The organism is Janthinobacterium silvisoli (genome assembly GCF_014200725.1).
Classification (GTDB): Bacteria; Pseudomonadota; Gammaproteobacteria; order Burkholderiales; family Burkholderiaceae_D; genus Janthinobacterium.
On the sequence record NZ_JACHCL010000001.1, the window covers coordinates 787,647 to 807,369 of the forward strand.

The 19,723-nt window shown below is 60.5% G+C and carries 21 protein-coding genes and 1 riboswitch; of the genes, 8 read left to right on the forward strand and 13 right to left on the reverse strand.

Going from position 1 to position 19,723, the window contains the following annotated elements; translation table 11 throughout:
* The first annotated feature begins 7 nt into the window (after window positions 1-7).
* Both HDE75_RS03545 and HDE75_RS03550 read left to right on the forward strand, forming a co-directional pair.
* Window positions 8-901 (forward strand): AraC family transcriptional regulator, encoded by an 894-nt coding sequence (locus HDE75_RS03545; protein ID WP_183676198.1) that lies wholly within the window; start codon window positions 8-10, stop codon window positions 899-901.
* A gap of 93 nt (window positions 902-994) precedes the next feature.
* Complete coding sequence (locus HDE75_RS03550) at window positions 995-1,438, forward strand: DUF2269 family protein (RefSeq protein ID WP_183676197.1); 444 nt, start codon at window positions 995-997, stop codon at window positions 1,436-1,438.
* A 48-nt stretch (window positions 1,439-1,486) separates the two neighbouring features.
* Here HDE75_RS03550 and HDE75_RS03555 read toward each other — a convergent pair whose 3' ends face one another.
* From HDE75_RS03555 to HDE75_RS03580, 6 genes are all read right to left on the reverse strand, one after another.
* Window positions 1,487-1,945 carry an acyl-CoA thioesterase gene (locus HDE75_RS03555; protein ID WP_183676657.1) on the reverse strand — a complete coding sequence of 153 codons (459 nt, stop codon included), beginning with the start codon at window positions 1,943-1,945 and terminating at the stop codon, window positions 1,487-1,489.
* Between the two features lie 87 nt (window positions 1,946-2,032).
* Window positions 2,033-2,401 carry a hypothetical protein gene (locus tag HDE75_RS03560; RefSeq protein WP_183676196.1) on the reverse strand — a complete coding sequence of 123 codons (369 nt, stop codon included), beginning with the start codon at window positions 2,399-2,401 and terminating at the stop codon, window positions 2,033-2,035.
* A 129-nt stretch (window positions 2,402-2,530) separates the two neighbouring features.
* Window positions 2,531-2,668 (reverse strand): hypothetical protein, encoded by a 138-nt coding sequence (locus tag HDE75_RS03565; protein ID WP_183676195.1) that lies wholly within the window; start codon window positions 2,666-2,668, stop codon window positions 2,531-2,533.
* Between the two features lie 202 nt (window positions 2,669-2,870).
* The gene (locus tag HDE75_RS03570) at window positions 2,871-3,053 is read right to left on the reverse strand and encodes a hypothetical protein (protein WP_183676194.1); all 183 of its coding nucleotides are present in this window, start codon (window positions 3,051-3,053) and stop codon (window positions 2,871-2,873) included.
* A gap of 152 nt (window positions 3,054-3,205) precedes the next feature.
* Window positions 3,206-4,306 carry a nitroreductase family protein gene (locus tag HDE75_RS03575; protein ID WP_183676193.1) on the reverse strand — a complete coding sequence of 367 codons (1,101 nt, stop codon included), beginning with the start codon at window positions 4,304-4,306 and terminating at the stop codon, window positions 3,206-3,208.
* A complete protein-coding gene (locus tag HDE75_RS03580) occupies window positions 4,307-5,176 on the reverse strand; it encodes a ThiF family adenylyltransferase (RefSeq protein ID WP_183676192.1) in 870 nt (289 codons plus the stop codon). It lies immediately after the preceding gene.
* Between the two features lie 303 nt (window positions 5,177-5,479).
* Between HDE75_RS03580 and HDE75_RS03585 the strand changes: the two genes are divergently transcribed.
* Complete coding sequence (locus tag HDE75_RS03585) at window positions 5,480-6,292, forward strand: PEP-CTERM sorting domain-containing protein (protein ID WP_183676191.1); 813 nt, start codon at window positions 5,480-5,482, stop codon at window positions 6,290-6,292.
* Here HDE75_RS03585 and HDE75_RS03590 read toward each other — a convergent pair.
* From HDE75_RS03590 to HDE75_RS03605, 4 genes are all read right to left on the reverse strand, one after another.
* Window positions 6,236-7,414, reverse strand: a complete 1,179-nt coding sequence (locus HDE75_RS03590; protein WP_183676190.1) for a hypothetical protein — start codon at window positions 7,412-7,414, stop codon at window positions 6,236-6,238. The two genes, HDE75_RS03585 and HDE75_RS03590, sit on opposite strands and share 57 nt — an antisense overlap.
* A gap of 116 nt (window positions 7,415-7,530) precedes the next feature.
* On the reverse strand, window positions 7,531-8,499 hold the full coding sequence (locus HDE75_RS03595) for an IS1595 family transposase (protein ID WP_183676189.1): 969 nt from the start codon (window positions 8,497-8,499) through the stop codon (window positions 7,531-7,533).
* A gap of 188 nt (window positions 8,500-8,687) precedes the next feature.
* On the reverse strand, window positions 8,688-8,885 hold the full coding sequence (locus tag HDE75_RS03600; RefSeq protein WP_152259580.1) for a hypothetical protein: 198 nt from the start codon (window positions 8,883-8,885) through the stop codon (window positions 8,688-8,690).
* Window positions 8,886-8,962: 77 nt separating this feature from the next.
* Window positions 8,963-11,830, reverse strand: a complete 2,868-nt coding sequence (locus tag HDE75_RS03605; RefSeq protein WP_183676188.1) for a M16 family metallopeptidase — start codon at window positions 11,828-11,830, stop codon at window positions 8,963-8,965.
* A 188-nt stretch (window positions 11,831-12,018) separates the two neighbouring features.
* Window positions 12,019-12,170, forward strand: a riboswitch (FMN riboswitch).
* A 94-nt stretch (window positions 12,171-12,264) separates the two neighbouring features.
* Here HDE75_RS03605 and ribB point away from each other — a divergent pair.
* Window positions 12,265-12,912 (forward strand): 3,4-dihydroxy-2-butanone-4-phosphate synthase, encoded by a 648-nt coding sequence (gene ribB / locus HDE75_RS03610; protein WP_183676187.1) that lies wholly within the window; start codon window positions 12,265-12,267, stop codon window positions 12,910-12,912.
* Window positions 12,913-12,919: 7 nt separating this feature from the next.
* Here the strand turns inward: ribB and HDE75_RS03615 are convergent, their stop codons facing one another.
* Window positions 12,920-14,224 (reverse strand): MFS transporter, encoded by a 1,305-nt coding sequence (locus HDE75_RS03615; protein ID WP_409254906.1) that lies wholly within the window; start codon window positions 14,222-14,224, stop codon window positions 12,920-12,922.
* 191 nt (window positions 14,225-14,415) lie between these two features.
* Here HDE75_RS03615 and HDE75_RS03620 point away from each other — a divergent pair, with 191 nt between their 5' ends.
* The 4 genes from HDE75_RS03620 to HDE75_RS03635 are packed head-to-tail and all read left to right on the forward strand — an operon-like array spanning window position 14,416 to window position 17,882.
* The gene (locus HDE75_RS03620) at window positions 14,416-15,309 is read left to right on the forward strand and encodes a LysR family transcriptional regulator (protein ID WP_183676185.1); all 894 of its coding nucleotides are present in this window, start codon (window positions 14,416-14,418) and stop codon (window positions 15,307-15,309) included.
* 15 nt (window positions 15,310-15,324) lie between these two features.
* Window positions 15,325-16,140 carry an MlaE family ABC transporter permease gene (locus HDE75_RS03625; RefSeq protein WP_183676184.1) on the forward strand — a complete coding sequence of 272 codons (816 nt, stop codon included), beginning with the start codon at window positions 15,325-15,327 and terminating at the stop codon, window positions 16,138-16,140.
* Between the two features lie 48 nt (window positions 16,141-16,188).
* Window positions 16,189-17,199, forward strand: a complete 1,011-nt coding sequence (locus HDE75_RS03630; protein WP_183676183.1) for an MlaD family protein — start codon at window positions 16,189-16,191, stop codon at window positions 17,197-17,199.
* Window positions 17,196-17,882, forward strand: coding sequence for a hypothetical protein (locus tag HDE75_RS03635; RefSeq protein ID WP_183676182.1), 687 nt, complete (start codon window positions 17,196-17,198; stop codon window positions 17,880-17,882). The genes HDE75_RS03630 and HDE75_RS03635 overlap by 4 nt, the downstream gene beginning before the upstream one ends.
* On the opposite strand, the gene HDE75_RS03640 is transcribed toward HDE75_RS03635, so the two are convergent.
* Both HDE75_RS03640 and HDE75_RS03645 read right to left on the reverse strand, forming a co-directional pair.
* Window positions 17,871-18,338: a hypothetical protein gene (locus tag HDE75_RS03640; protein ID WP_183676181.1), complete on the reverse strand. Its 468-nt coding sequence runs from the start codon at window positions 18,336-18,338 to the stop codon at window positions 17,871-17,873. The two genes, HDE75_RS03635 and HDE75_RS03640, sit on opposite strands and share 12 nt — an antisense overlap.
* A 91-nt stretch (window positions 18,339-18,429) precedes the next feature.
* Window positions 18,430-19,689, reverse strand: coding sequence for a DEAD/DEAH box helicase (locus HDE75_RS03645; protein WP_183676180.1), 1,260 nt, complete (start codon window positions 19,687-19,689; stop codon window positions 18,430-18,432).
* Window positions 19,690-19,723: the final 34 nt, after the last annotated feature.

A 19,723-nucleotide genomic window follows, 5' to 3' on the forward strand; every position in this document is an offset into this window, starting at 1 on the left:
AGAAAACATGTTTGAAACCGCCCGCATCATGGCGCTGCGCGAGGGTATCGCGACGCCCCTGTTCGATACACAGCCGATCGGCCAGGTATCGCCATCGCCTACCTTGCTGGTGGAGATCCACAAGCTGCCGCCTGGGGATTGGCAAAGCCATGCGATCCCACAACAAGTACTGACCATGTTCCTGCGTCCGGGCGCCATGCTGCATGCGCAGGAAAATGGACCGGTCCGGCGCATTGAGCTGTCGACAAAATCACTGGCGCTATCGCTGCGCGCATGCCAGGAAAGCATACAGTGGCTGGCGCCGGCCCATTGCATCAGTGTCACCTTGGACGATGCCGTGATGGCGCAGGCGGCGGCCAGCCTGCTCGACGGCCGCAGCTTCGAAGCGCGACCCGCGCCTGGCATCCGCGATCCCATGTTGACCATGCTGATGCATACGCTACAGCTGGAACAAGCACATGGTTACAGCTCGGGCCGCCTGTTTACCGATGGAATCGAGCAAGCCCTTTGTGCACGGCTGATCAGCCAGCATGGTCTACGCGTGCCGCCGGCAAGCAGACAGGCTGGTTTACCGGCCTGGCAAATGCGCCGCATCACCGACTATATCCAGGCCAATCTGGCACAGCCGATCCCACTGAGCGACCTTGCAGCATGCGCCAATTACAGCCCGGCGCATTTTTCGCGGCTGTTCCAGGCCAGCTTCCAGGCCACACCGCATCAATACGTGCTGCAATTGCGCATCGCCCACGCCAAGCTGCTATTGCGGCAACGTCAATATGCCGTGATTGAAATCGGTTTGCTGTGCGGCTTTACGAATGCACAACATTTTTCACGCACCTTTCTCCGCCTGGCCGGAGTCACGCCCAGCGCTTATCGCCGCAGCGCACAAACCAAAGCATAAAGCGGCACTTTTAGCAGGAAGCGGCAAGAAAACAAGCACGCAGCATGTTCCAATCCGGATGTCGGGTTTCCACCCTTTATCGAAAGCTTGCTCATGTCTGTACTGCTCTTTTTACACATCACGGCGCTGGTGCTGGGTTTTAGTATGCTGATTGCCTACGGCACCGTGTGCCACGTCGCGGCACGCAGCAACCATGCCGAATTTGCCCGGCTGGCCTTCAAGGCCGTCGGCAAACTCGATGCCGCAGGACGGCTGATGATTATTGTGGGCCTGATACTGGGACTGGTGCTCGCCCGCCCCTTCGGCTATGGCGCACCTTGGCTGCTGGCATCTTATGCACTGATGGCACTTGCCATTCTTAACGGCGCACTGATACTGGAACCCTTCCAGAAACGCCTGATGGTCGCCGCCATGGCCGGCACGACGCCACTGTTGCCGCAGCGCTCAAACGTGGCACTGTACGCCAACATGGCCGGTTTTTTCTTCTGGACCGCCTCGATCTGGCTGATGATCGCCAAGCCAGGCATTGCCCCCTAAACAAAAAAAAGCCACCTGATAATCTGGTGGCTTTTGATCGACAGCAACTTACTTCTTCGCTACCTTCTGGCGCGACAGCTTGCGCAGCTTGGCTTGTTCGAAGCGTTGCTGCTGCTCCGGCGTTTCCAATACCAGCGGCGGCACGGCCACCGGCTTGCGGTTGGCATCGACCGCCACCATGGTGAAATAACAGCTGTTGGCGTGGCGCACCAGGCGCTGCTGGATATTCTCTGTCACCACGCGGATACCCACTTCCATCGAGGTGGTGCCCGTGTAATTGATCGAAGCCAGGAACGTCACCAGCTCGCCCACGTGGATAGGCTGTAAAAACATTACCTGATCAACCGACAAGGTCACCACATAGCTGCCCGAATAGCGGCTGGCGCAGGCATAGGCAACACTGTCGAGGTACTTCAGGATGGTGCCGCCGTGTACGTTGCCGGAAAAATTGGCCATGTCCGGCGTCATCAGGACCGTCATCGTCAATTCATGGGCCGACCAGTTCATCGCGCTGTCCACAGTATTCTCCAAAGGGGGTAAATTAAAAAAACGGAAGAGGATATGAAAACCGGCCCCAAGGGCCGGTTGCAGGCCTTACAGGCCCAGTGTATCGATATCGGCCAGCGAATCGCGGCCCTTGTCGGAAATATCGTGTCCCTGGCCATCGGCGCGCGCCAGGATATGCGCTTTTTTGCCCAGGAAATAAGCGACGTCGGTATCAAGCTTGGCCAGCGGATCGGCTGCCACGGCGCGCAAGCCCATGATGCAGCGGCGCACAAACAGCAGTTGCTGCGCCTTCTCGGTGATGGACAGACGGCCATCCCGGGCATAGCTGAGCAGCTTCAGCCCGGACAGGCGCTTGGCGTTGCGGGCGACGCAAGCACTGGGGCGCTCGGTCTTGATGCCGCGTGCAACTTGTTCCAGCGCGTCATATTCATCGGTTGTTAATTTCTCGTTCTTCATTACTTTTCCATAAAAGGCCAGGTGTTCGGCCCCCATGGTACGCGCCCCGCTGCGCATCGGCAACAGGCAAGACCATTCAGTTGCCGCCGCCAGCATGGACGGCGCACTGAAATAGCGGCAAAGCGGTGTTTATTTCACGCTGCGCAGCAACAGCCACGCCAGGCCACATCCGGCCACAGCGCCGGCCAGCGCCAGTGCCATCAGGCTCTTGCCGGCCAACGCGGGACGGCGACCCAGATAGATTTTGTTATATAAGGAATTACCCATGATAGTCTCCTGTACAAGGGTGATGATGGTGTCTCATTATAAGAACAGAATCGTGACGGCCGCGTGACACACAACAGTTAGCGCCTTGTTTGTATCCACTCGGCAACAATATTGACACTTTTTGTTGTTTAAATGGCGCGGGCACGCCATGAGTGGATACGGCTGCGCCAGAGCGGCCCAGCCTTGCTGTCATCAGCCGCTATCAGCCCATCTTGACAGGGGGCTGGGGTGGCGTTGGCTCTTCGATCGGCACCGGATCGATCTGCGGCAGCTTTTCTGGCGGCGGTGTGAGCGGATCACCTTCCGGCGGTGGCGGAATATCCGGCTCGGGCGTGCTATGCGCGCGCCGCGTGACATCGGTAATATGGCTGGATGATGCATGCATGTCGGCCTCCTTTCGTTTGCCCTTTACAGTTTGCCCCTTACAATATCCGATGAGCAAAAATCATGGCGCTCAAAAGAACACTGCAACAGCACCGTCGGGCGGGCCGAAACGTCGGTTTTTCTTACAGTCTGCTGAGCAATAACTGCTTGAAATCAGCGCCCTTCCAGTGTTGGCACCAGCAAGTCTTTCAAGGGCCGGCGTAGCGAGCGCGATTGTGGCGCCGCCCCGTCGCCAATCCGGCCCAAAAACACGGCCCGCTCGCTGGCCGCAGCACCCAGCAGCGCCTGGGTTTGCAAGGCCAGTTCCTGCGCCATTTCCAGCATGCCTTCCGTGCGCGAAAAGGCGCGCCGTTCACGCACATAGCGGGCAAAGATCAGCGGCGTCAGTTCTGGCTGCAATTGCAGCCCCAGCTGCGTCGCCGTCAGCCAGAAGCGCTGCATGGCCCGGCCGGCCGTCACGTAATCATCGACATGGCGCGGCGGCGCATCGGCCAGCAAAACGAAGTGCGCAGCGCAATACAGGCCCGGCAGCAAGTCCATCTGCAGCCGTGGCGCCAGGGTGCCAGCCAGCCAGGTGTTGAAAAAATCCATGCGGCGCCAGCTCTGCATGATCCAGTGCATCAGCCTGGCCGTGAACGGGCCCACACCCAGTGCCTGGTCAGGGACGCGGTCTTCGCTGAAACGCGCACCCCATTCGATCACATCGCGGTACACCTTGTGCGCCTCGGGCATGGTCAGGCGCAAACGGGCATGGTCAAACATCAGGCGCGCGCAAGCCCATTTGACACGCCAGCCGTCGAACCACACTACGCTGTAGCCAGTTGGCAAGCTGGCCGCCAGCGCCGCCCTCTCGCTGCCGCGCAGCTGGCGCGTGCTCAAAGGCCGGCGCTGCACGCTGCGCTGGCGCAGAAATGCTGCCAGCGGATCAGCCAACAAGCCGGGCTCTTCGATCAGACTCACGTCAAACGTAGGCAGATTATCGGGCAGGCCACCTCGCCGCCGGGCTTGCATGCGCAAGCCATGATTGCTGGCCACTATCGCCATGCTTTCCAGCAAGGCACCCAGCGACAATTGGCTGGGATGGCCATCAAGATCGTAGACACAGTGCGTACGAGCATCGTGGCCGTGTACCACCAACTGACGCACGCCACATACTTCAAAGCGCCATGGCTGGCTGTTGTCGCCGCTGGGCGCCCAGCGCGCCTGATCGAGGATATCTTCCAGCACGGTATCCATCGGTGCAAGCGCAGCCATTCATGTCCCCTGAGCGGCGCGGCGGCGCCGGATAATGGCCATCGCCAGCCTTTGCAGCGGATGGCGGTTGCCGCCCGGACGCCAGGTATGCACAAACTTGTTACGGTAAGCATCGAAATGCAGGCCACGCGGCGCCGCCCTCACCTCGCCGCGCCCCAGCAGAATTTTCAACGCTTCGGTCGCTGCCACGCCTGCGCACAACTGACAGCCCATCACGGTGGACGGCCCGCGCCGCTCCTTGAGGTTAATGGCGGAGGGATCGACCAGATACGGACCGTGCAAGCCTGCCGGGGCAAGACCGACCAGGAAACGCAGCGCCTTTTCTTCCTCGGGCAAATCACCCCAGCCGAAATACTCCTCGAACGTCATCTGCCCCGGCAAGAAATTCACCACCGCCGTACCCATGCCCAGCGGCGCGGCCGTGATGGCGGGTATGGCGCGCTGGGCGCACATGGCGAACGTGGCCTGGCGCGCGGGAAAGGCAAAGAAATCGAGGCCGTCCACGTACAGGTCGACACCGTCAAGAAAGTCCGCCAGGTTGCCCGCATGTACGCCATTGGGAAATTGCCTGATCTGCAGCTCGGGATTGATATCGAGCGCCATCTTCTCCATCACCTCGACCTTGGGCTGGCCCAGGGTCGACATCATGGCGCCCGCCTGCCGGTTGAAATTGGCGATATCGAAGGTATCGAAATCAGCGATATGAAAAGCGCCTATGCCCAGCCGCGCCAGTGTCAGCAAATGCACACCCCCTACGCCGCCCACCCCGGCAATGGCAACGCGCTTGCCGCGCAGGCTGTCCTGCTCTGCCTGCGTGACCCAGCCCAGGTTGCGGGCAAATGCTGCGTGATAAGAAAAGCCATCTGTCATGCTCACCCCTGTTCATTGTCCCGCATGGGACCGTAAATGGTCAGACAGCCAGTTACTTAAAAAGTTCCTTAACAACAGAATGTGCGGCGCCTCCCATCCATACAAACAGAAATATGTCGTGGTTTTTTACATTCTCACTTCGCGGCATATTGAAAGTTACAAAAATATATAAAAACTCCATACGAATCATGGACTTATAAAAAAATCTTTGCCTGGCATGCTTTCTGCATAGAACAAGAGTGGAAATAACTTCCACCGTATCGGCAACTTTTAATTTCATGACTTCTTGGGATGGAGAAAAAAATGTGCAAACTCTCAAAAATGGCACTGGCAATTTCCGCTGCAGCATTCCTGTCCATGTCAGGAATGGCGCAGGCAACACCAATCACTATTAATGGCGTGACTTTTGAAAGCGGCGCTACCCTGGTGATTGGCACGCTGTTCGAGGGGGAAGTCAGTTCCGGCTATACCGCCCCCATCACTGCTGCCGGCCAGGAACTCGGTGGTGTCGGCATCGTCGACGCCATCAAGGATAAAAATGGTGTGACGATTTGGTCCAGTGGCGACAATGGCACCGAGTTGACGTTCAGGTTTGGCGGCTTTATTGCCGAGGCCCCCACCGGCGCAGGGCCGATCAACATTAATTTCTCCGGTGGGATCGTGGATTTCTTCACCGGTTTTGGCGCCACCAAGGATTTTGCTGCCCCCAATGTGGCCACCGCCCTGTTAACGGCCTCGAACGGCACACCATTCCTGAACCTCGTGGGCGGTTCAACCGGTGTATTCTGCCCGCTGGCCGGCGTCAACTGTACCCTGCAATCAAGCGTACTGAGCGGCACCTTGCAATCCATCGGCAGTGGGGTCGGCAATGGTTTCCTGGACGTCACGGCCGGTCCCGGCGCGGCTAACGCTGCGTTCGATACCAACTCACTGCCTGGCGGGCACGACCTGGCCCTGTCCAGCTCCTTTGACAGCCTTTCCGCAAACGGCGGCTTTGCCGTAAGCGGCTCCCTGGCCTTGAAACGGGCAGACATTCCCGAACCGTCAACGATCGCCCTGTTAGGCCTGGGCTTGCTGGCGGCAGGAGCCAGCTCGCGCCGCCGCCGCGCAGCATAATGGCAAGCGCTTAGCCACATCGCCCCCCAACCCCCTGTGCAGCGACTGACAGGGGTTCTTATACGCCAACCCAGAAACAGCCATGCTGCTGACCTGCTGGCGCCCCGTCCTCAGGCTCACCGGGTCGGCGGTGCCAATACGGACCAGCGCGATGGGCATGTGCTGTGAACCGATCAGCCGTTCCCAGCCGCGCTGAAGAGCAGATGCGCACGCAGGTGTCACGCCACGCCAGCCCGGCATGGCCAGCAAACAAGACGCAGCCAGTGGCTGTACGCTGAAACCGTAGGCGGTCGCTTGCAGCCAGAGACGCTCCAGCAGTCGCCCGCCCTCAAAACAGGCCGGCGCCAATTCTCCGGTGGTGGCGATCACAGCAAGGTTCGGCGCACCGCGTACGGGAAGATAGCCTGCACGCAATCCCATCATCCGATGCGCGCCAAACAGGGACAAAGCCCTGGCAACGGGCCAATGGGACATCATCTGGAATCCCGCACGCATGGGCTTTTCCACTTCCAGACTGCCAGGCGGCAATCCCTCGGTCGCCGTCGCCTCCCAGCCGACGTCGAAACGCACTGCGCTAAATAACTCCTGGTGCAATTCGGCCGACTTGAAGCGCTCGCTTTCTGCCCGCCAGACCAGGCTTAATGCCTGCTTGCGCTGGTCCGGCTGATCGAGCCATAAAACGCGCCCGCTCGCCGAGCAAGCAGCTAGCTGGGCTTCGACATCATTTTTTTGTGTCGCGCTCAGACCCGGACTGCGGAACCATTTTCTATTCGTATGGCGGGCGGTAATGGCGCTGGCAAACGGGTCGGCCAGCAAGCCGGCGACAGCTTGAAAATGCAAGCTGATGCGCCACAGCGATCCCAGCGTCTCGTCGACCTCCACCTCAAAACCGTCTTGCGAGGCGCGCATGATGATGTTTTCCACCATCGCTCCGGCGCCTATCAATGAAAGAATGTGCGCATTGAAGACCCGCGATGGCGGATAAGCGGCAGGCGACTCTTGCAGCGTGAGCGTATCTACGCCATTCCATGCAAACTGCACGTAGTGATGATTTTCCGCTGACGGCGCAGCAAGCCCGGCGGCAATCAGCGCACGCACCATCGTTTCGGTCAACACGGCCATATCGACTTTCCCTTATTCCTAAGATCAGAAAAATCAGACATTCAGCCGATTAAAAAGTTCCCCAAAAAAGCAAACGGGCGGCGCCACCAAGTGACCACCGCCCGCAAAAAAATAGGCTATGTCACCGTCAGGTGTGGGAAGTCTCCCAAGGTTGCCTTCAATAAAGCTTCAGCGGACAGGATGCGCCTGGCGTCGAGTATCCAGCGCCAGCCCAGATAGTTGGGCAGATAGCGTGTCGCCACCCCATGAAAGATGCTCAGCCATCCCCGCAAACGGCTGTGATATGCGTTCACATTCTGCACATGGGCTGCGCCGCGCATGCGGATTCCAGCGCGCAAGTTGACGGCTTGATGGCTGATACCCGTCTCGCGGGCGAAGGCGGCGTAGGCCGCATGCCCATCGGTCACCAGTAAAATGTCGCGGTCGATTAGGGGCGGCAAGCAGTACAGCAGCTGTTTACTGGTCAGTTGCCCCTTGCCGGTGACGAAATCGATGGTTTGCCCGGTGCGGTCGCGCGCCACCAGGATGCAGACTTGTTCATTGGAAATGCCACGCTGACGGGCATGACCGCCACGCCGGCGCGCCGGACGCAGCAAATGCCGCGCACCTTTTTCCGATTCCAGCAGATACATTTCATCGGCCTCGGTTATCCCGTGCAGACAGCGCGGACGGTCAGTTTTCGCCAGCGCCAGAAAACGGTGGCGCCAGCGAAAACTGGTATTGCGGTGGATGCCCAGTTGCTGAGCAGCCTTGCGCACTGAATTTGAGTTCAGCAGGCAATCGGCATAGTCCAGCCATAAGGCTTTGTGGCGCAGGTGGGCCAGGGGCGTGCCCGTCAATGCATTGAAGGTCTTGCCGCAGGGCACGCAACGATAGCGCTGCAAACCGTTGGCGTGGCCGTGTCGGTGAAGGTGCCGCGAGCGGCATGCCGGGCAACATAGCCGCGCTTGTGCAGTACGCTCGATCAGCGCGACACTTGCCTGCCCGGGCGGCGTATCACGCAGCAGCGCAACACTGTCCAGCCGTTGCCGCCGGGACAGTGCTACGAACTGACCTATGAATGCCTGCCATTGCGTTTGCAGCATGGTGTTCTCCCTGCTTGATTGATCTGATGAGTCAGACCTCAACCTTGCAGGAAGATTCCCCTATTTATTGAGGACAGAGCCAAAAAATATCCCTCAGACCACGACGAACACCACAGCGCCTGACCAAACCGTCGCGAACGGCAGGCCGCCTATCCAACGCGCAGCAGGTCTGGTCAGCCGCCCCCCGATCAGGCGAGGGCTTCCTTGGCCGCTTCTTCCGGAGTCAAACCATCATAAAACTGGTCGGTAAACCACTCGACCTGCTCTTCGATATGTTCTTGTGCCTGCGCTACCGTGGCGCCGCCGGCCACCAGGAAGCCCTCGACTTCGATGCACCAGTTAATCAGTTCCAGGGTTTCCGGATCGAGTTCTTCTTTCTTAGCCATCTTCAGTTCCTAGTTAGTTGCGGTATTGCTTGGACAGGCGACAGTTTAACAGTTCCGCCGCCTGTGCTTGTCTGCAATCAACGCACCTTGGCAGGAGAGACCTTGCTACCAGACAATTTCTTCGCTTCCGGATACAGCACCACCTGTACATAGTTGTTCATGTCCAGATAACGCTGGGCGGCCAGTTTCACCGCTTCCGGGGTGATGGCGCCCACGCGCTGTTCGAATTGCAGGATGTGCGCCGGATCGCGGCCCAGGGTCACGGAGCCGACCAGTTGATTCATCCAGTATTCGTTTTCCTGCATGGATTTTTGATGGCGCGTGATCCAGTTCAGCTTGACCTTGTCCAGGTCCGCCGCCGTCGGTCCGTCCGTCTTCATCTTGTTGATTTCAGCAAACGCGGCCGCGAGTACCTTGTCCACGTTTTCCGGTGCCGTCGGCAAGGTCAGCGCCACTGAATAATGGCCGTAGGGATGCTGGCCCATGGAAGTCTCGAAACCGCCGCCATAGATCATGCTCATCTTTTCACGCAGCACTTCGATGACTTTCAGGTTCAGCACTTCACCGAGCGCCTGCAAGGTCAGCTTCTGCTCGTCCGTATAAGCCACATCGCCATTGAAGGTAACGGAAATGGTGCTCTTCGGCTCGCTACCCATATAGACGGCCTTTTTCACCACGCCCTTCACCGGGCGCAGGCCCACGTCGCGGTAGGCGTGCGGCACGTCCGTCACCGGCAAGGTGCCCAGATAGCTGGCGATCAGCGGCTTGATCTTGTCCACGTCGAAGCTGCCGGTGAAGACAAAGGTCATGTCGCGCGCGCTGGAAAAGCGCTGCTGGAACACATCGAGTGCGCCGTCCAGGCTGACTTTATTAAAGTCTTCCGCGCGGGGCACGCCTTCCACGCGCGGGCCGTTGCCAAACGTAGCGTGCTGGATGGCGTCATAAAACACCGCTTCCGGCTGCGCCAAAATGTTCTTCGCCAGGTCTTGCTGCTTGCCGATGAAGGATTGGTAGAGCCCGGCATCCTTGCGCACATGCGTGAAGTACAGATTCACCATTTGCAACATCGACTCCACGTCGGCGCTACTCGATGAACCGCCAAAGCCCTCGCTCAGTTCACCCAGCGAGGCGCCTACATTGACTGTCTTGCCAGCCAAAACCTTTTGCAAGTCCAGCGGCGCCAGGTCTTTCAAACCCATGCTGCCAACCACCGCGCTGGCATAGCGGGCGTTGTAAATATCGGCATCCCCAAACAGCGACTGGCCGCCAAAACGCGTCGAGCCCATCAGCACCTGGTCGTTCTTGAACTCCGTGGGTTTGAGCAGCACGCGCACGCCATTGCCCAATTTCAATTCCGTCACGCCGATCGCGCTATTGAGCGTTTCGCTGACGATGCTGCCGCCAGCAGGCGGCCCATCCATCAGCTTGCTTGCAAAGGCCTTCTCTGCGCGTGGCTCGACCTTCTTCTGCTCAGCCTGCGCTACCGCGTCCAGCAATTGCTGCTGGGTCGGCACAGTCGATGCCTTGTCGCCCGGCTTCGGTGTGGCCCCCATGAAGACCACCAGTTTCTTTTGCTGGTCGGGGATCACCTTGGCGACTGTCTCGTTGATTTCCTGCAAGGTCACTTGCGGCAACAGTTCCTGCGCATACATCAACTCGTTGGCGATGCCCGGGATGGCTTCCTGCTCCAGGAAGTTGCGCGAATACTCAGCCACGAAACCGGCCGAATCGGACTTGTCGCGCTCGCTGTAAGCGCGCTCGTAATTGCGCAGCATGTTCTTGCGCGCACGGTCCAGCTCGTCCTGGGTAAAACCAAAGCGGCGCGCCCGCTCGTCTTCTTGCACCAGCGCATCGATGGCTGGCTGCACGCCGCCCTTGCCCAGCAAGGCATAGGCGCTGAACGATTCATAGCCGCGCACCAGTTTACCCATGCTGCTGCCACCCTGGATAAACGGTGGATTGGCTTGCTGCGTCAACTCTTGCATGCGCGCGCTCAGCATCTGGCCATACAGGTTTTCGATCATCTGGCGGCGGTAGTCGGCGATCGTCACCGCTTCGGGCGCAGGACGGATTGGGTAGCGGATGAAGACCGTGTCGTCTGGTGCTTCCTGGTCGGTAATCACCAGCGCTTCCGTTTGCGAACGCTGCGGCACTTCCGCATACAGGCGAGGACGCGGCTTGGCAGGATTTTTCAGCTTGCCGAAATGCTCGCGCACCATCGCTTCAGCCTGTTTAGGATCGACATCGCCCACCACCATCACCGCCATCAGGTCCGGACGGTACCAGTCGTTGTAGAAACGCTTGATGGTGGCTGGCTTGAACGTTTTCAGGATCGATTCCTTGCCGATCGGCATGCGCTCCGCATAGCGCGAACCGTTCAGCAATTTCGGATACAGCAACTTGTTCATGCGGTCATTGGCGCCCTTGCCCAGGCGCGCCTCTTCCAGGATGATGCCACGTTCGCTATTGATATCGGCCGGATTGAATTTCAAGCCATGCGCCCAGTCTTCCAGCACCAGGAAACCTTTCTCCAGGTTTTCTTTTTTTGTGGTCGGAATCGGCAACACGTAAACGGTTTCATCGAAACTCGTGTAAGCGTTCAGGTCGGCGCCAAACTTCACGCCGATCGATTGCAAATATGAAATGAGCTCATTGCGTTTGAAGTGCGTCGAACCATTGAACGCCATGTGTTCGGTGAAGTGGGCCAGGCCTTGCTGGTCTTCGTCTTCCAGGATGGAACCTGCCTTGACCACCAGCCGCAATTCCACTTTCTGCGCCGGCCGGTCATTTTTCTTGATGTAATACGTCAGGCCGTTCGGCAGTTTTCCTACGGTAACTTCAGGCGCCAGCGGCAAGGGATCGCTCAGGCGAATTTCAGCTTGGGCCATGCACGCACAGGCCAACAGCACGGCGCCCGAGATCAGGCGTAATTTACTCAGCTTCATTTATTCTCATAGGTAAGATTCAGTAAGCGTACCTTACACCGAATTCCCCTGTCCGCCATTAAAAACAGCTTAGAGAGTATTACCATTTAGAAAGCATTTAGTAATGAATTTAGAAACTTTACCCTCGCCTGCCAGCTTTTTTCATCTGTGCTAAAGTATTGCCGTCGGTCATGTGGACCGGCATAACAATACGTCTTCGGGGCGGGGTGCGATTCCCCACCGGCGGTAAACACCGGCAACGGTCAAGCCCGCGAGCGCCTGCCAAACTTCGTTTGACAGGGTCAGCAGATCCAGTGTGACTCTGGAGCCGACGGTATAGTCCGGATGAAAGAAGATGTGCAGTAGTGTGATGTCCCATCGCCACGCCGATGCGGCCAGTTGCGTCTATTCGCTTGCCCTGTAGCGTTTTTCGCCTGTGCGAGGAGCGTTTTACCATGTTAGTCAACAGCTACACCGTTGTTTCCAACGACCTTGAAGGTCGCATCCAGTCCGCCCTGGCCGCCATGCGCGCTGGCGTCCCCGTGATCCTGCTCGACGATTTCGACCGTGAAAATGAAGCCGACCTGATTATTTCGGCTGAAAAATTGACAAATGAAACCATGGCCCTGTTAATCCGCGAATGCAGCGGCATCGTCTGCCTGTGCCTGCCGACCGAGACCGTCAGCGCGCTGGAATTGCCGCCCATGTCAGCCGACAACGGCAGCCGCTACGGCACGCCATTTACGGTATCGATCGAAGCGCGCGAGGGCGTCACCACGGGCGTGTCGGCTGCCGACCGGGTTACCACCATCCGCGCCGCCATCGCCAGGGATGCCAAGCCGAGCGACCTGGTGCGCCCTGGCCATGTATTCCCGCTGCGCGCCGCGCCCGGTGGCGTACTCGAGCGCCGTGGCCACACGGAAGGCTCGGTAGATCTGTCGCGTTTGGCGGGCCTGAACCCGGCTGCCGTGCTGTGCGAACTGATGAATCCGGACGGCACCATGATGCGCGGCGACGATATCGAACGTTTTGCCGAACTACACGGCATGCCCATCCTCACCATCGAAGAGATGGTGGAATGGCGCAAAAAACACCAGGTCTAAATCATCTTCAGGCAGTGACCGCCTTGGGCAAATGCACATGGCGGTACACCAGGCTGGCCGCCAGCGCATAGCCGGCGGCCATGATGGCGTAGGCCAGCGGCAAGCGCAGCGACCAGTCCGGCAGCATGTGCAGGATGGTGCCGATCAGGGCCACACCCACCAGCGCGCCGATCTGGCGGTTGGCGTTCAAGGCGGCCGCGGCGCTGTTCGCATATTGCTTGCCGGCCACGCGCATCACGGTGGCTGTCATGGCGGGAATCGCAATACCGATCGCCACGTTCATCACAGCCGTGCCCAGCGCCAGCAATACATAGGGCGTATCGGGCTTCAAGCCCATCAGCACTACCGCCATCACGGCCGCCACCAGCAAGCCATACAGCATGGGCGGGCGCGTGCCATAGCGGGCCGAAATCGCGCCTGCCGAGAAATTACCCACCGTATAGGCCGCCATCAGCGGCAACAAGTGTAAACCCGACTGCAAGGCGTCGGCGCCGCGCACTTGCTGCAGATATAAACTGAGCAGGAACAACTGGCCAAAGACACTGAAATTGATCAGGAAGCCCACGCCATTGGCTGCACCAAAACTGCTGTTCTGGAACAAGGCGCGCGGCAACACCGGATGGCTGCCGCTGCGTTCACGCGCAAACAGTGCGCCAGCAGCGACTACGGTCAAGGCCAAAGCGGACAGCACGGCCGGCGAGAACCAGCCCAGGGCCGGGCCTTCGATCAGCACAAAACTCAGGCCGGCCAGCGCCAGCACACCCAGTCCATGGCTGAGCAGCGACAAATCGCGCGGCTGCCTTGCGGGCGCCACCAGCAGCACTTGCGCCATCACGATGGCCAGCAGACCGATCGGAATATTCACCCAGAACACGCTGCGCCAGCCGAACTGGTGCACCAGGATGCCGCCGATCAGCGGCCCCGACGCGCCCGCCACGCCCACCAGCGCCGACCAGGCGCCCAGCATGCGGGTGCGCACTTTTTCATCCTCGAAACTGTGTGTCAGCAAGCTCAAAGAGCTGGGCATGAACAGCGCAGCGCCGGCGCCTTGCAGCAGGCGCGCGGCCGTCAGGAAATGGCCATTGGGCGCAGCGCCGCACAGGATGGAACCGAGCAGGAAGATGCCCAGGCCCGTCTGATAAATGGTCTTCGGGCCAAAGCGGTCGGCCAGCGCGCCACCGGCCAGCAGCAGCGCGGCAAACGTCAGGGTATAGCCATCGACCACCCACACCAGGCCGGTGAGCGGAATATGCAGGTCGCGCGAGATATCGGACAGCGCCACATTGACGGCGGTGACATCGATCATGGCCATGACGAAGCCGAAGGCCAGGGTCGCCAGGACGAGGAAATTACCTGGGCGAGAGGAAACGGGGGGAGCAGCAGAAGACACGGTCTTTCCTTCAAAGCAGACAAGGCAGTCATTGTAGGAGTGTTGCGTGATGCAGTAAATACGCATAAAATCGGCGCTCCGATGCAAAAATGCATCACTTAAAAGATTGCTATATGGATTGGGACAACGCGCGCATCTTCTTGGCCATCGGCCGTGCCGGTACCTTGCGCGGCGCAGCTGCCTTGCTGCACATCGACCAGGCCACTTGCGGGCGCCGGCTGGCTGCGCTGGAAACATCGCTGGGGGCGCGCCTGTTCCTGCGCACGCCGTCCGGCTACCTTCCCACGCCCGCCGGGGAACTGGCCCTCAAGGCGGCCGAAGCCATGGAAAAGGCGGCCGACAAGCTACAGCGCGACATGCAGGGTGTCGACAACCGCCTGTCCGGCCTGGTGCGCGTGGCCACCACCGACACCATGGCCCGCCATTTTGTCATCAGGGCGATCCAGGGCTTGCAGGCGCTCCACCCCGATATCCGCGTGGTGCTCAACGTAGCGCCGCAGATGGCCAGCCTGACGCGGCGTGAAGCCGACCTGGCCGTGCGCGCCGCCCGCCCGCTGGACCCCGACCTGATTTCGCGCCACCTGGTCAAGCGCAGCCTGGGCCTGTATGCGGCCAAAACCTATCTGGAAAAGCGCGGCGCCCCCGTGCGCGGCACCGGCCTGGCCGGCCACGACATCGTCATCTATCACGAGTCGGTCACGCCGCGCCACGCCGAAAAAATCGCCGGCGAACCGGTGCACAACGCCAGGGTGGCGATGGAAGTCAATACCGGCCTGATGCTGCAGGAAGCCACGCGGGCAGGCCTGGGCGTAGCCGAGCTGGCAACCCATCTGGGCGACAGCGACCCGCTGCTACAGCGCATCTGGCCCGAGGTGGCCGAACCCTACGACGTCTGGCTGGTGATGCATAACGACCTGTCGCGCTCGGCGCGCGTGCGGGCCGTGGCCGATGCGATTATCGAGAGCGTATCGCTCAATGCTGCCGTATCGCGTACAGCTCCCGTCTGATGCTAAGATGCCACGATGAGCCGCTCCGCCTCCATCGTCCTCGGTTTGCGCCGCCTGAACCGGACCACCATCGCGTGGCTGGCCAGCTGGTGGCGCCTCGCGCATTTCTCTATCCTGATCTTTTCGCTGGGCCTGTCGCCATCGAGCTATAACCGCAAGCACCGCCCCCTGCTGGCATACCGTTTGGTGACCAATACGGCCCCCAACCTGGTCTGGTTCAGCGTCGCCTGTGCGCTGGTCAGCCTGGTGCTGATACGCATCGTGGTGGTCAGCGCACAAAGCTACGGCCTGTCGCGCTATGCGCTGGAAATGGTGGTACGCGTGCTGGTGCTGGAATTGATCCCTTTGACGGCCGCCCTGTTCGTGGCCTTGCGCATCACCCTGCCCGATGGCATTGCGTTTGCGCAGATGCGCGCCTCGGGCGTACTCGACACCATGCAGCGCGAGGGCAAGGATCTGCTGCGCAGCGAATATTTTCCCCGCGTGATGTCGGGCATCTTCGCCGTGTGGATGCTGGCCATCGTCAGCTGCGTCACTTCGCTGATCCTGGCCTACTTGACCATCTACGGTTTCACGCCATGGGCGCTGCAGGGCTACACGCGCGTGGTGGGCCAGATCTTCAATCCCGCCGTGGCCCTGATCCTGATGCTGAAAGTGATCTTCTTCAGCTTTGCCGTGGCCCTGATTCCGCTCGCCTCGTCGTATTACCAGGAAGACGCACAGAGCCGAAGAAGCCGCATGTGGGCTGCGCATGGCCTGTCGGAAATGCTGCGTTTGTTTACCGTCATCCTGCTGATCGAAGTCGCCTCGCTGATGGGGAACTACTATTAAATGACGAATGATAATGCCCGCCCACCGTCCAACACAGAGCCTGAAGCCATGAGCCAGACACCCATACCCGACCAGACCGACGTCACGGCGCCTGACACCACCCTGCCCGCGCCGCCGCCCGTGCGCCACGCCGAGCTGAAGGCCGCCATTTTGCTCGTCTCGATGTTCGTGCTGATCGTCGGCTCGGTGCTCTACCTGATGTATGCGCGTGGCGCTTTTGAAGCGACCCAGGTGCTGGTGCTGACGACCGACGATTCCGATGGCGTGGGAGTGGGCGCCGACCTGACTTTTTCCGGTTTCCCCATCGGCCGCGTGCAGCGCATCGAACTGTCACCGGACGGCAAGGCGCGCGTCATCATCGACGTGCCGAGAACCGATGCGCACTGGCTGCGCACCAGCAGCATCTTCACGCTGGAACGCGGCATCGTGGGCGGGGCCAAGCTGCGCGCCTACAGCGGCATCCTGACCGACCCACCGCTGCCCGACAACGCCACGCGCGACTTGCTGGTGGGCGATATGGCGGCGGAAATCCCGCGCATGCTGGCCGCCGCCAAGGATTTGCTGAACAACCTGGGCACCCTGACGGGCGCCGATTCCCCGCTCGACTCCACCTTGCGCAATGTGCAGGCAGTCACCGGTAAATTGAGCGGTCCGGCAGGCGCCATGGGCCTGATCACGGGCAATGACAAGCAGTCGCAATTGCTGATCGAGCGGGCCAATGCCCTGCTGCTCACGGCCGACCAGCTGGCCCGCCGCACCGATGGTCTGGTCGCCAACGCCGACACGCGCGTGTTCGGCGACAAGGGCGTCATGACGGATGCGCAAGCGACCATCGTGCAACTGAACGCGCTGCTGGCCGATACCCGCAACAGCCTGAAAAAAGTCGACGCCGTGCTGGTCGAAGCGCAAGCCGTGGGCGCCAACGCCAAGGCCGCCACGGCCGATCTGGGGCCGCTGCGCGCCGACGTGGAAAGTAATCTGCGCAAGGTCGAACAGCTGGTCAATGAAATCAACCGCAAATGGCCGTTCAAGCGCAATCCGGAGATCACCCTGCCATGAGAATTGTCAACACCACCCTGTGCGCCCTGGCCATGGCCGCCTTGGCAACACTGGCCGCCTGCTCCAGCGGCCCGCCCGTGCCGGACTGGAAAATGAATGCGCAAAGTTCGGTCGAGCGCTTTCAGGCGGCCTATTTGAATGGCAATGCGCTGGTCGAACAGACGGAATTTGGCCGCGCCCGCGACCAGGTGGGGTCGACCGGCAAGATCGAGCTGATCGCCCGCATCGAACTGCTGCGCTGCGCCACGCGCGTGGCCAGCCTGGTCTTCGATGAATGCCCGGGATACGAAACGCTGCGCAATGACGCCTCACCGGCCGACCGCGCCTACGCCAGCTACCTGGCCGGCAAGGCCGGCGCCGACGTCACACTGCTGCCCGAAGCGCAGCGCGCCGCAGCCGGCGCCGCCAGCGACACGGCGGCGGCCAGCGCGGTGGCCGCCATCAAAGACCCGCTGTCGCAACTGGTGGCGGCCGGCGTGCTGCTACGCTCCAACCGCGCCACGCCAGCGTTACTCGATACGGCGGTGGCCACGGCGTCCGACCAGGGCTGGCGCCGCCCGCTGCTGGCCTGGCTCGGTGTACAGCGATTACGCGCGGAACAGGCGGGCGATACGCAGGAAGCGGAACGCCTCCGGCGCCGCATGGATATCGTGGAAAAGAGCGGCAAGCCGCTAGCTGGATGATTTAGCAGCCACGCAAGGCAAGTCGCGATAGAAAACAAAGCCACCGATGCCTATCGATTTGGTCGCCGCATTGACACGGTACACCAGTATATTTTTGGCAGCATCGAGGCGCAGCAGATTCTGGTGCAGCGACACATCGCCATGCCCTTCGGCCAGGGTGGTCGTCGGATGGAGGGTCAGGCTTAATTCGGACTTGGCCGCATCGTAAGTCCAGCTGCCGGGATTAAAAAAGGTAAAGCCGCCATCGAAACGCACACGGCCATCCTTGAACTGGGTGAGGCAGATGCCGCCGAATTCGCCGGGCGGGTTATACCAGGTGGCCGCCACCTCGGGTTTTGATGCTGGCCCGGCAGCGCCGGGCATGGCCGACACGGGCTTGGCACCACCCTGTATGCCCGCGCAGGCCACCAGCAAGGTAGCGCACGCAAAGAAACTCGCCAGTCTGATTGTTTTCATCTGCATGCCCGCTCCATTTAGTTTCCGTAAAGAACGGCCATCTTAAAACGGGAAAGCCAGCCGCTCAAGGGGCTGGCGCACATAAGCGGCTTTATTTATTGCCAACCTGATCCAGTTTGGCCGCCGCTTCGCGCAATTTATCCTTTTTGCTCTTGCGCGCGCCCTTGATGCCGCCATTCACCGTATCGGTCACGGCGCTGACGGGGCTTGGTTTTTCCGTCGGCTCGAAGCCGGCCACCACTTCGCGCACGATGCGCAAGTCATTGCGGTTTTCGATCAGGCGGAAATGCGCTTCCGTATCGGCCGTGATAAAGCTGACGGCCGTGCCGCTCTCGCCTGCACGGCCCGTGCGGCCGATACGGTGCGTGTAGTCGACGGCCGAACGGGGCAAGTCGTAGTTGACGACGGCTGGCAAGCCGGCGATGTCGATGCCGCGCGCGGCCACGTCGGTGGCGACCAGCACTTGCAGGCGACCGGCCTTGAAATCGGCCAGCAGCTGGCTGCGCGTGCCCTGGCTGAATTCTCCGTGGAAGGCGCCCACATGCAGGCCGGCGCGCTGCAGCTTGTCGGCCACGTGTTCGGCCGCGTATTTGGTGGCGACGAACACCAGCACCCGCTCCCATTGCTGCTGCAAGATCAGGTAGCGCAGCAGCTGCGTGCGGCGCGGCACGTCGACCGTGATGGCGCGCTGCACGATATCGGGTTTATCCTGCGGTTCGGACGCCACTTCGATGCGGGTCGGGTTTGCCAGCAAAGTGTCGGCCAGCGCCTGCACGCTGTCGGGGAAGGTGGCGGAGAAAAACAGGTTTTGCCGTTTCGATGGCAGCAGCGCCAGCACGGCGTTGATTTCTTCGGTAAAACCCATATCCAGCAAGCGGTCCGCCTCGTCGAGCACGAACAGCGATACGCCGCCCAGCTTGACGGCGTTATGCTTGACCAGGTCCAGCAGCCGGCCTGGCGTGGCGACCACGATATCGGCACCGCCGCGCAAGTCCATCATTTGCGGATTGATCGAGACGCCACCGAACAGCACGGAAATCTTCAGCTTCACGGGCAGCGGCTTGGCCAGCGCATGCACGGTTTGCCCCACTTGCGCCGCCAGTTCGCGCGTGGGCACCAGGATCAGCGCGCGCACCTGGCGCGGGCCGGCAGCGGGCGCCATCAGGGCTTGCAGCAGCGGCAGCGCATAAGCGGCCGTCTTGCCGGAACCCGTTTGCGCGGCGCCCAGCACATCGCTGCCGCGCAGGATGGCAGGAATGGCGGCCGCCTGAATGGCCGTCGGCGCGGCATAGCCGGCTTTCTCGACAGCGCGGACCAGGGCGGGAATCAGACCCAGTGAGGAAAATGGCATAGCGGGCCTTCGTGTATTCTTGGAAAGGCGCCAG

What these genes read in the sequence shown, in the direction of transcription:
- HDE75_RS03575 (WP_183676193.1), bottom strand. Translation starts at nt 4,306, where the DNA reads ATGGCTGCGCTTGCACCGATGGATACCGTGCTGGAAGATATCCTCGAT.
- HDE75_RS03630 (WP_183676183.1), top strand. Translation starts at nt 16,189, where the DNA reads ATGAGCCAGACACCCATACCCGACCAGACCGACGTCACGGCGCCTGAC.
- HDE75_RS03615 (WP_409254906.1), bottom strand. Translation starts at nt 14,224, where the DNA reads ATGGCCATGATCGATGTCACCGCCGTCAATGTGGCGCTGTCCGATATC.
- HDE75_RS03640 (WP_183676181.1), bottom strand. Translation starts at nt 18,338, where the DNA reads ATGAAAACAATCAGACTGGCGAGTTTCTTTGCGTGCGCTACCTTGCTG.
- HDE75_RS03550 (WP_183676197.1), top strand. Translation starts at nt 995, where the DNA reads ATGTCTGTACTGCTCTTTTTACACATCACGGCGCTGGTGCTGGGTTTT.
- HDE75_RS03555 (WP_183676657.1), bottom strand. Translation starts at nt 1,945, where the DNA reads ATGAACTGGTCGGCCCATGAATTGACGATGACGGTCCTGATGACGCCG.
- HDE75_RS03585 (WP_183676191.1), top strand. Translation starts at nt 5,480, where the DNA reads ATGTGCAAACTCTCAAAAATGGCACTGGCAATTTCCGCTGCAGCATTC.
- HDE75_RS03565 (WP_183676195.1), bottom strand. Translation starts at nt 2,668, where the DNA reads ATGGGTAATTCCTTATATAACAAAATCTATCTGGGTCGCCGTCCCGCG.
- HDE75_RS03605 (WP_183676188.1), bottom strand. Translation starts at nt 11,830, where the DNA reads ATGAAGCTGAGTAAATTACGCCTGATCTCGGGCGCCGTGCTGTTGGCC.
- HDE75_RS03635 (WP_183676182.1), top strand. Translation starts at nt 17,196, where the DNA reads ATGAGAATTGTCAACACCACCCTGTGCGCCCTGGCCATGGCCGCCTTG.
- HDE75_RS03590 (WP_183676190.1), bottom strand. Translation starts at nt 7,414, where the DNA reads ATGGCCGTGTTGACCGAAACGATGGTGCGTGCGCTGATTGCCGCCGGG.
- HDE75_RS03645 (WP_183676180.1), bottom strand. Translation starts at nt 19,689, where the DNA reads ATGCCATTTTCCTCACTGGGTCTGATTCCCGCCCTGGTCCGCGCTGTC.
- HDE75_RS03560 (WP_183676196.1), bottom strand. Translation starts at nt 2,401, where the DNA reads ATGAAGAACGAGAAATTAACAACCGATGAATATGACGCGCTGGAACAA.
- HDE75_RS03580 (WP_183676192.1), bottom strand. Translation starts at nt 5,176, where the DNA reads ATGACAGATGGCTTTTCTTATCACGCAGCATTTGCCCGCAACCTGGGC.
- HDE75_RS03600 (WP_152259580.1), bottom strand. Translation starts at nt 8,885, where the DNA reads ATGGCTAAGAAAGAAGAACTCGATCCGGAAACCCTGGAACTGATTAAC.
- HDE75_RS03625 (WP_183676184.1), top strand. Translation starts at nt 15,325, where the DNA reads ATGAGCCGCTCCGCCTCCATCGTCCTCGGTTTGCGCCGCCTGAACCGG.
- HDE75_RS03570 (WP_183676194.1), bottom strand. Translation starts at nt 3,053, where the DNA reads ATGCATGCATCATCCAGCCATATTACCGATGTCACGCGGCGCGCGCAT.
- HDE75_RS03545 (WP_183676198.1), top strand. Translation starts at nt 8, where the DNA reads ATGTTTGAAACCGCCCGCATCATGGCGCTGCGCGAGGGTATCGCGACG.
- HDE75_RS03620 (WP_183676185.1), top strand. Translation starts at nt 14,416, where the DNA reads ATGGATTGGGACAACGCGCGCATCTTCTTGGCCATCGGCCGTGCCGGT.
- HDE75_RS03595 (WP_183676189.1), bottom strand. Translation starts at nt 8,499, where the DNA reads ATGCTGCAAACGCAATGGCAGGCATTCATAGGTCAGTTCGTAGCACTG.
- ribB (WP_183676187.1), top strand. Translation starts at nt 12,265, where the DNA reads ATGTTAGTCAACAGCTACACCGTTGTTTCCAACGACCTTGAAGGTCGC.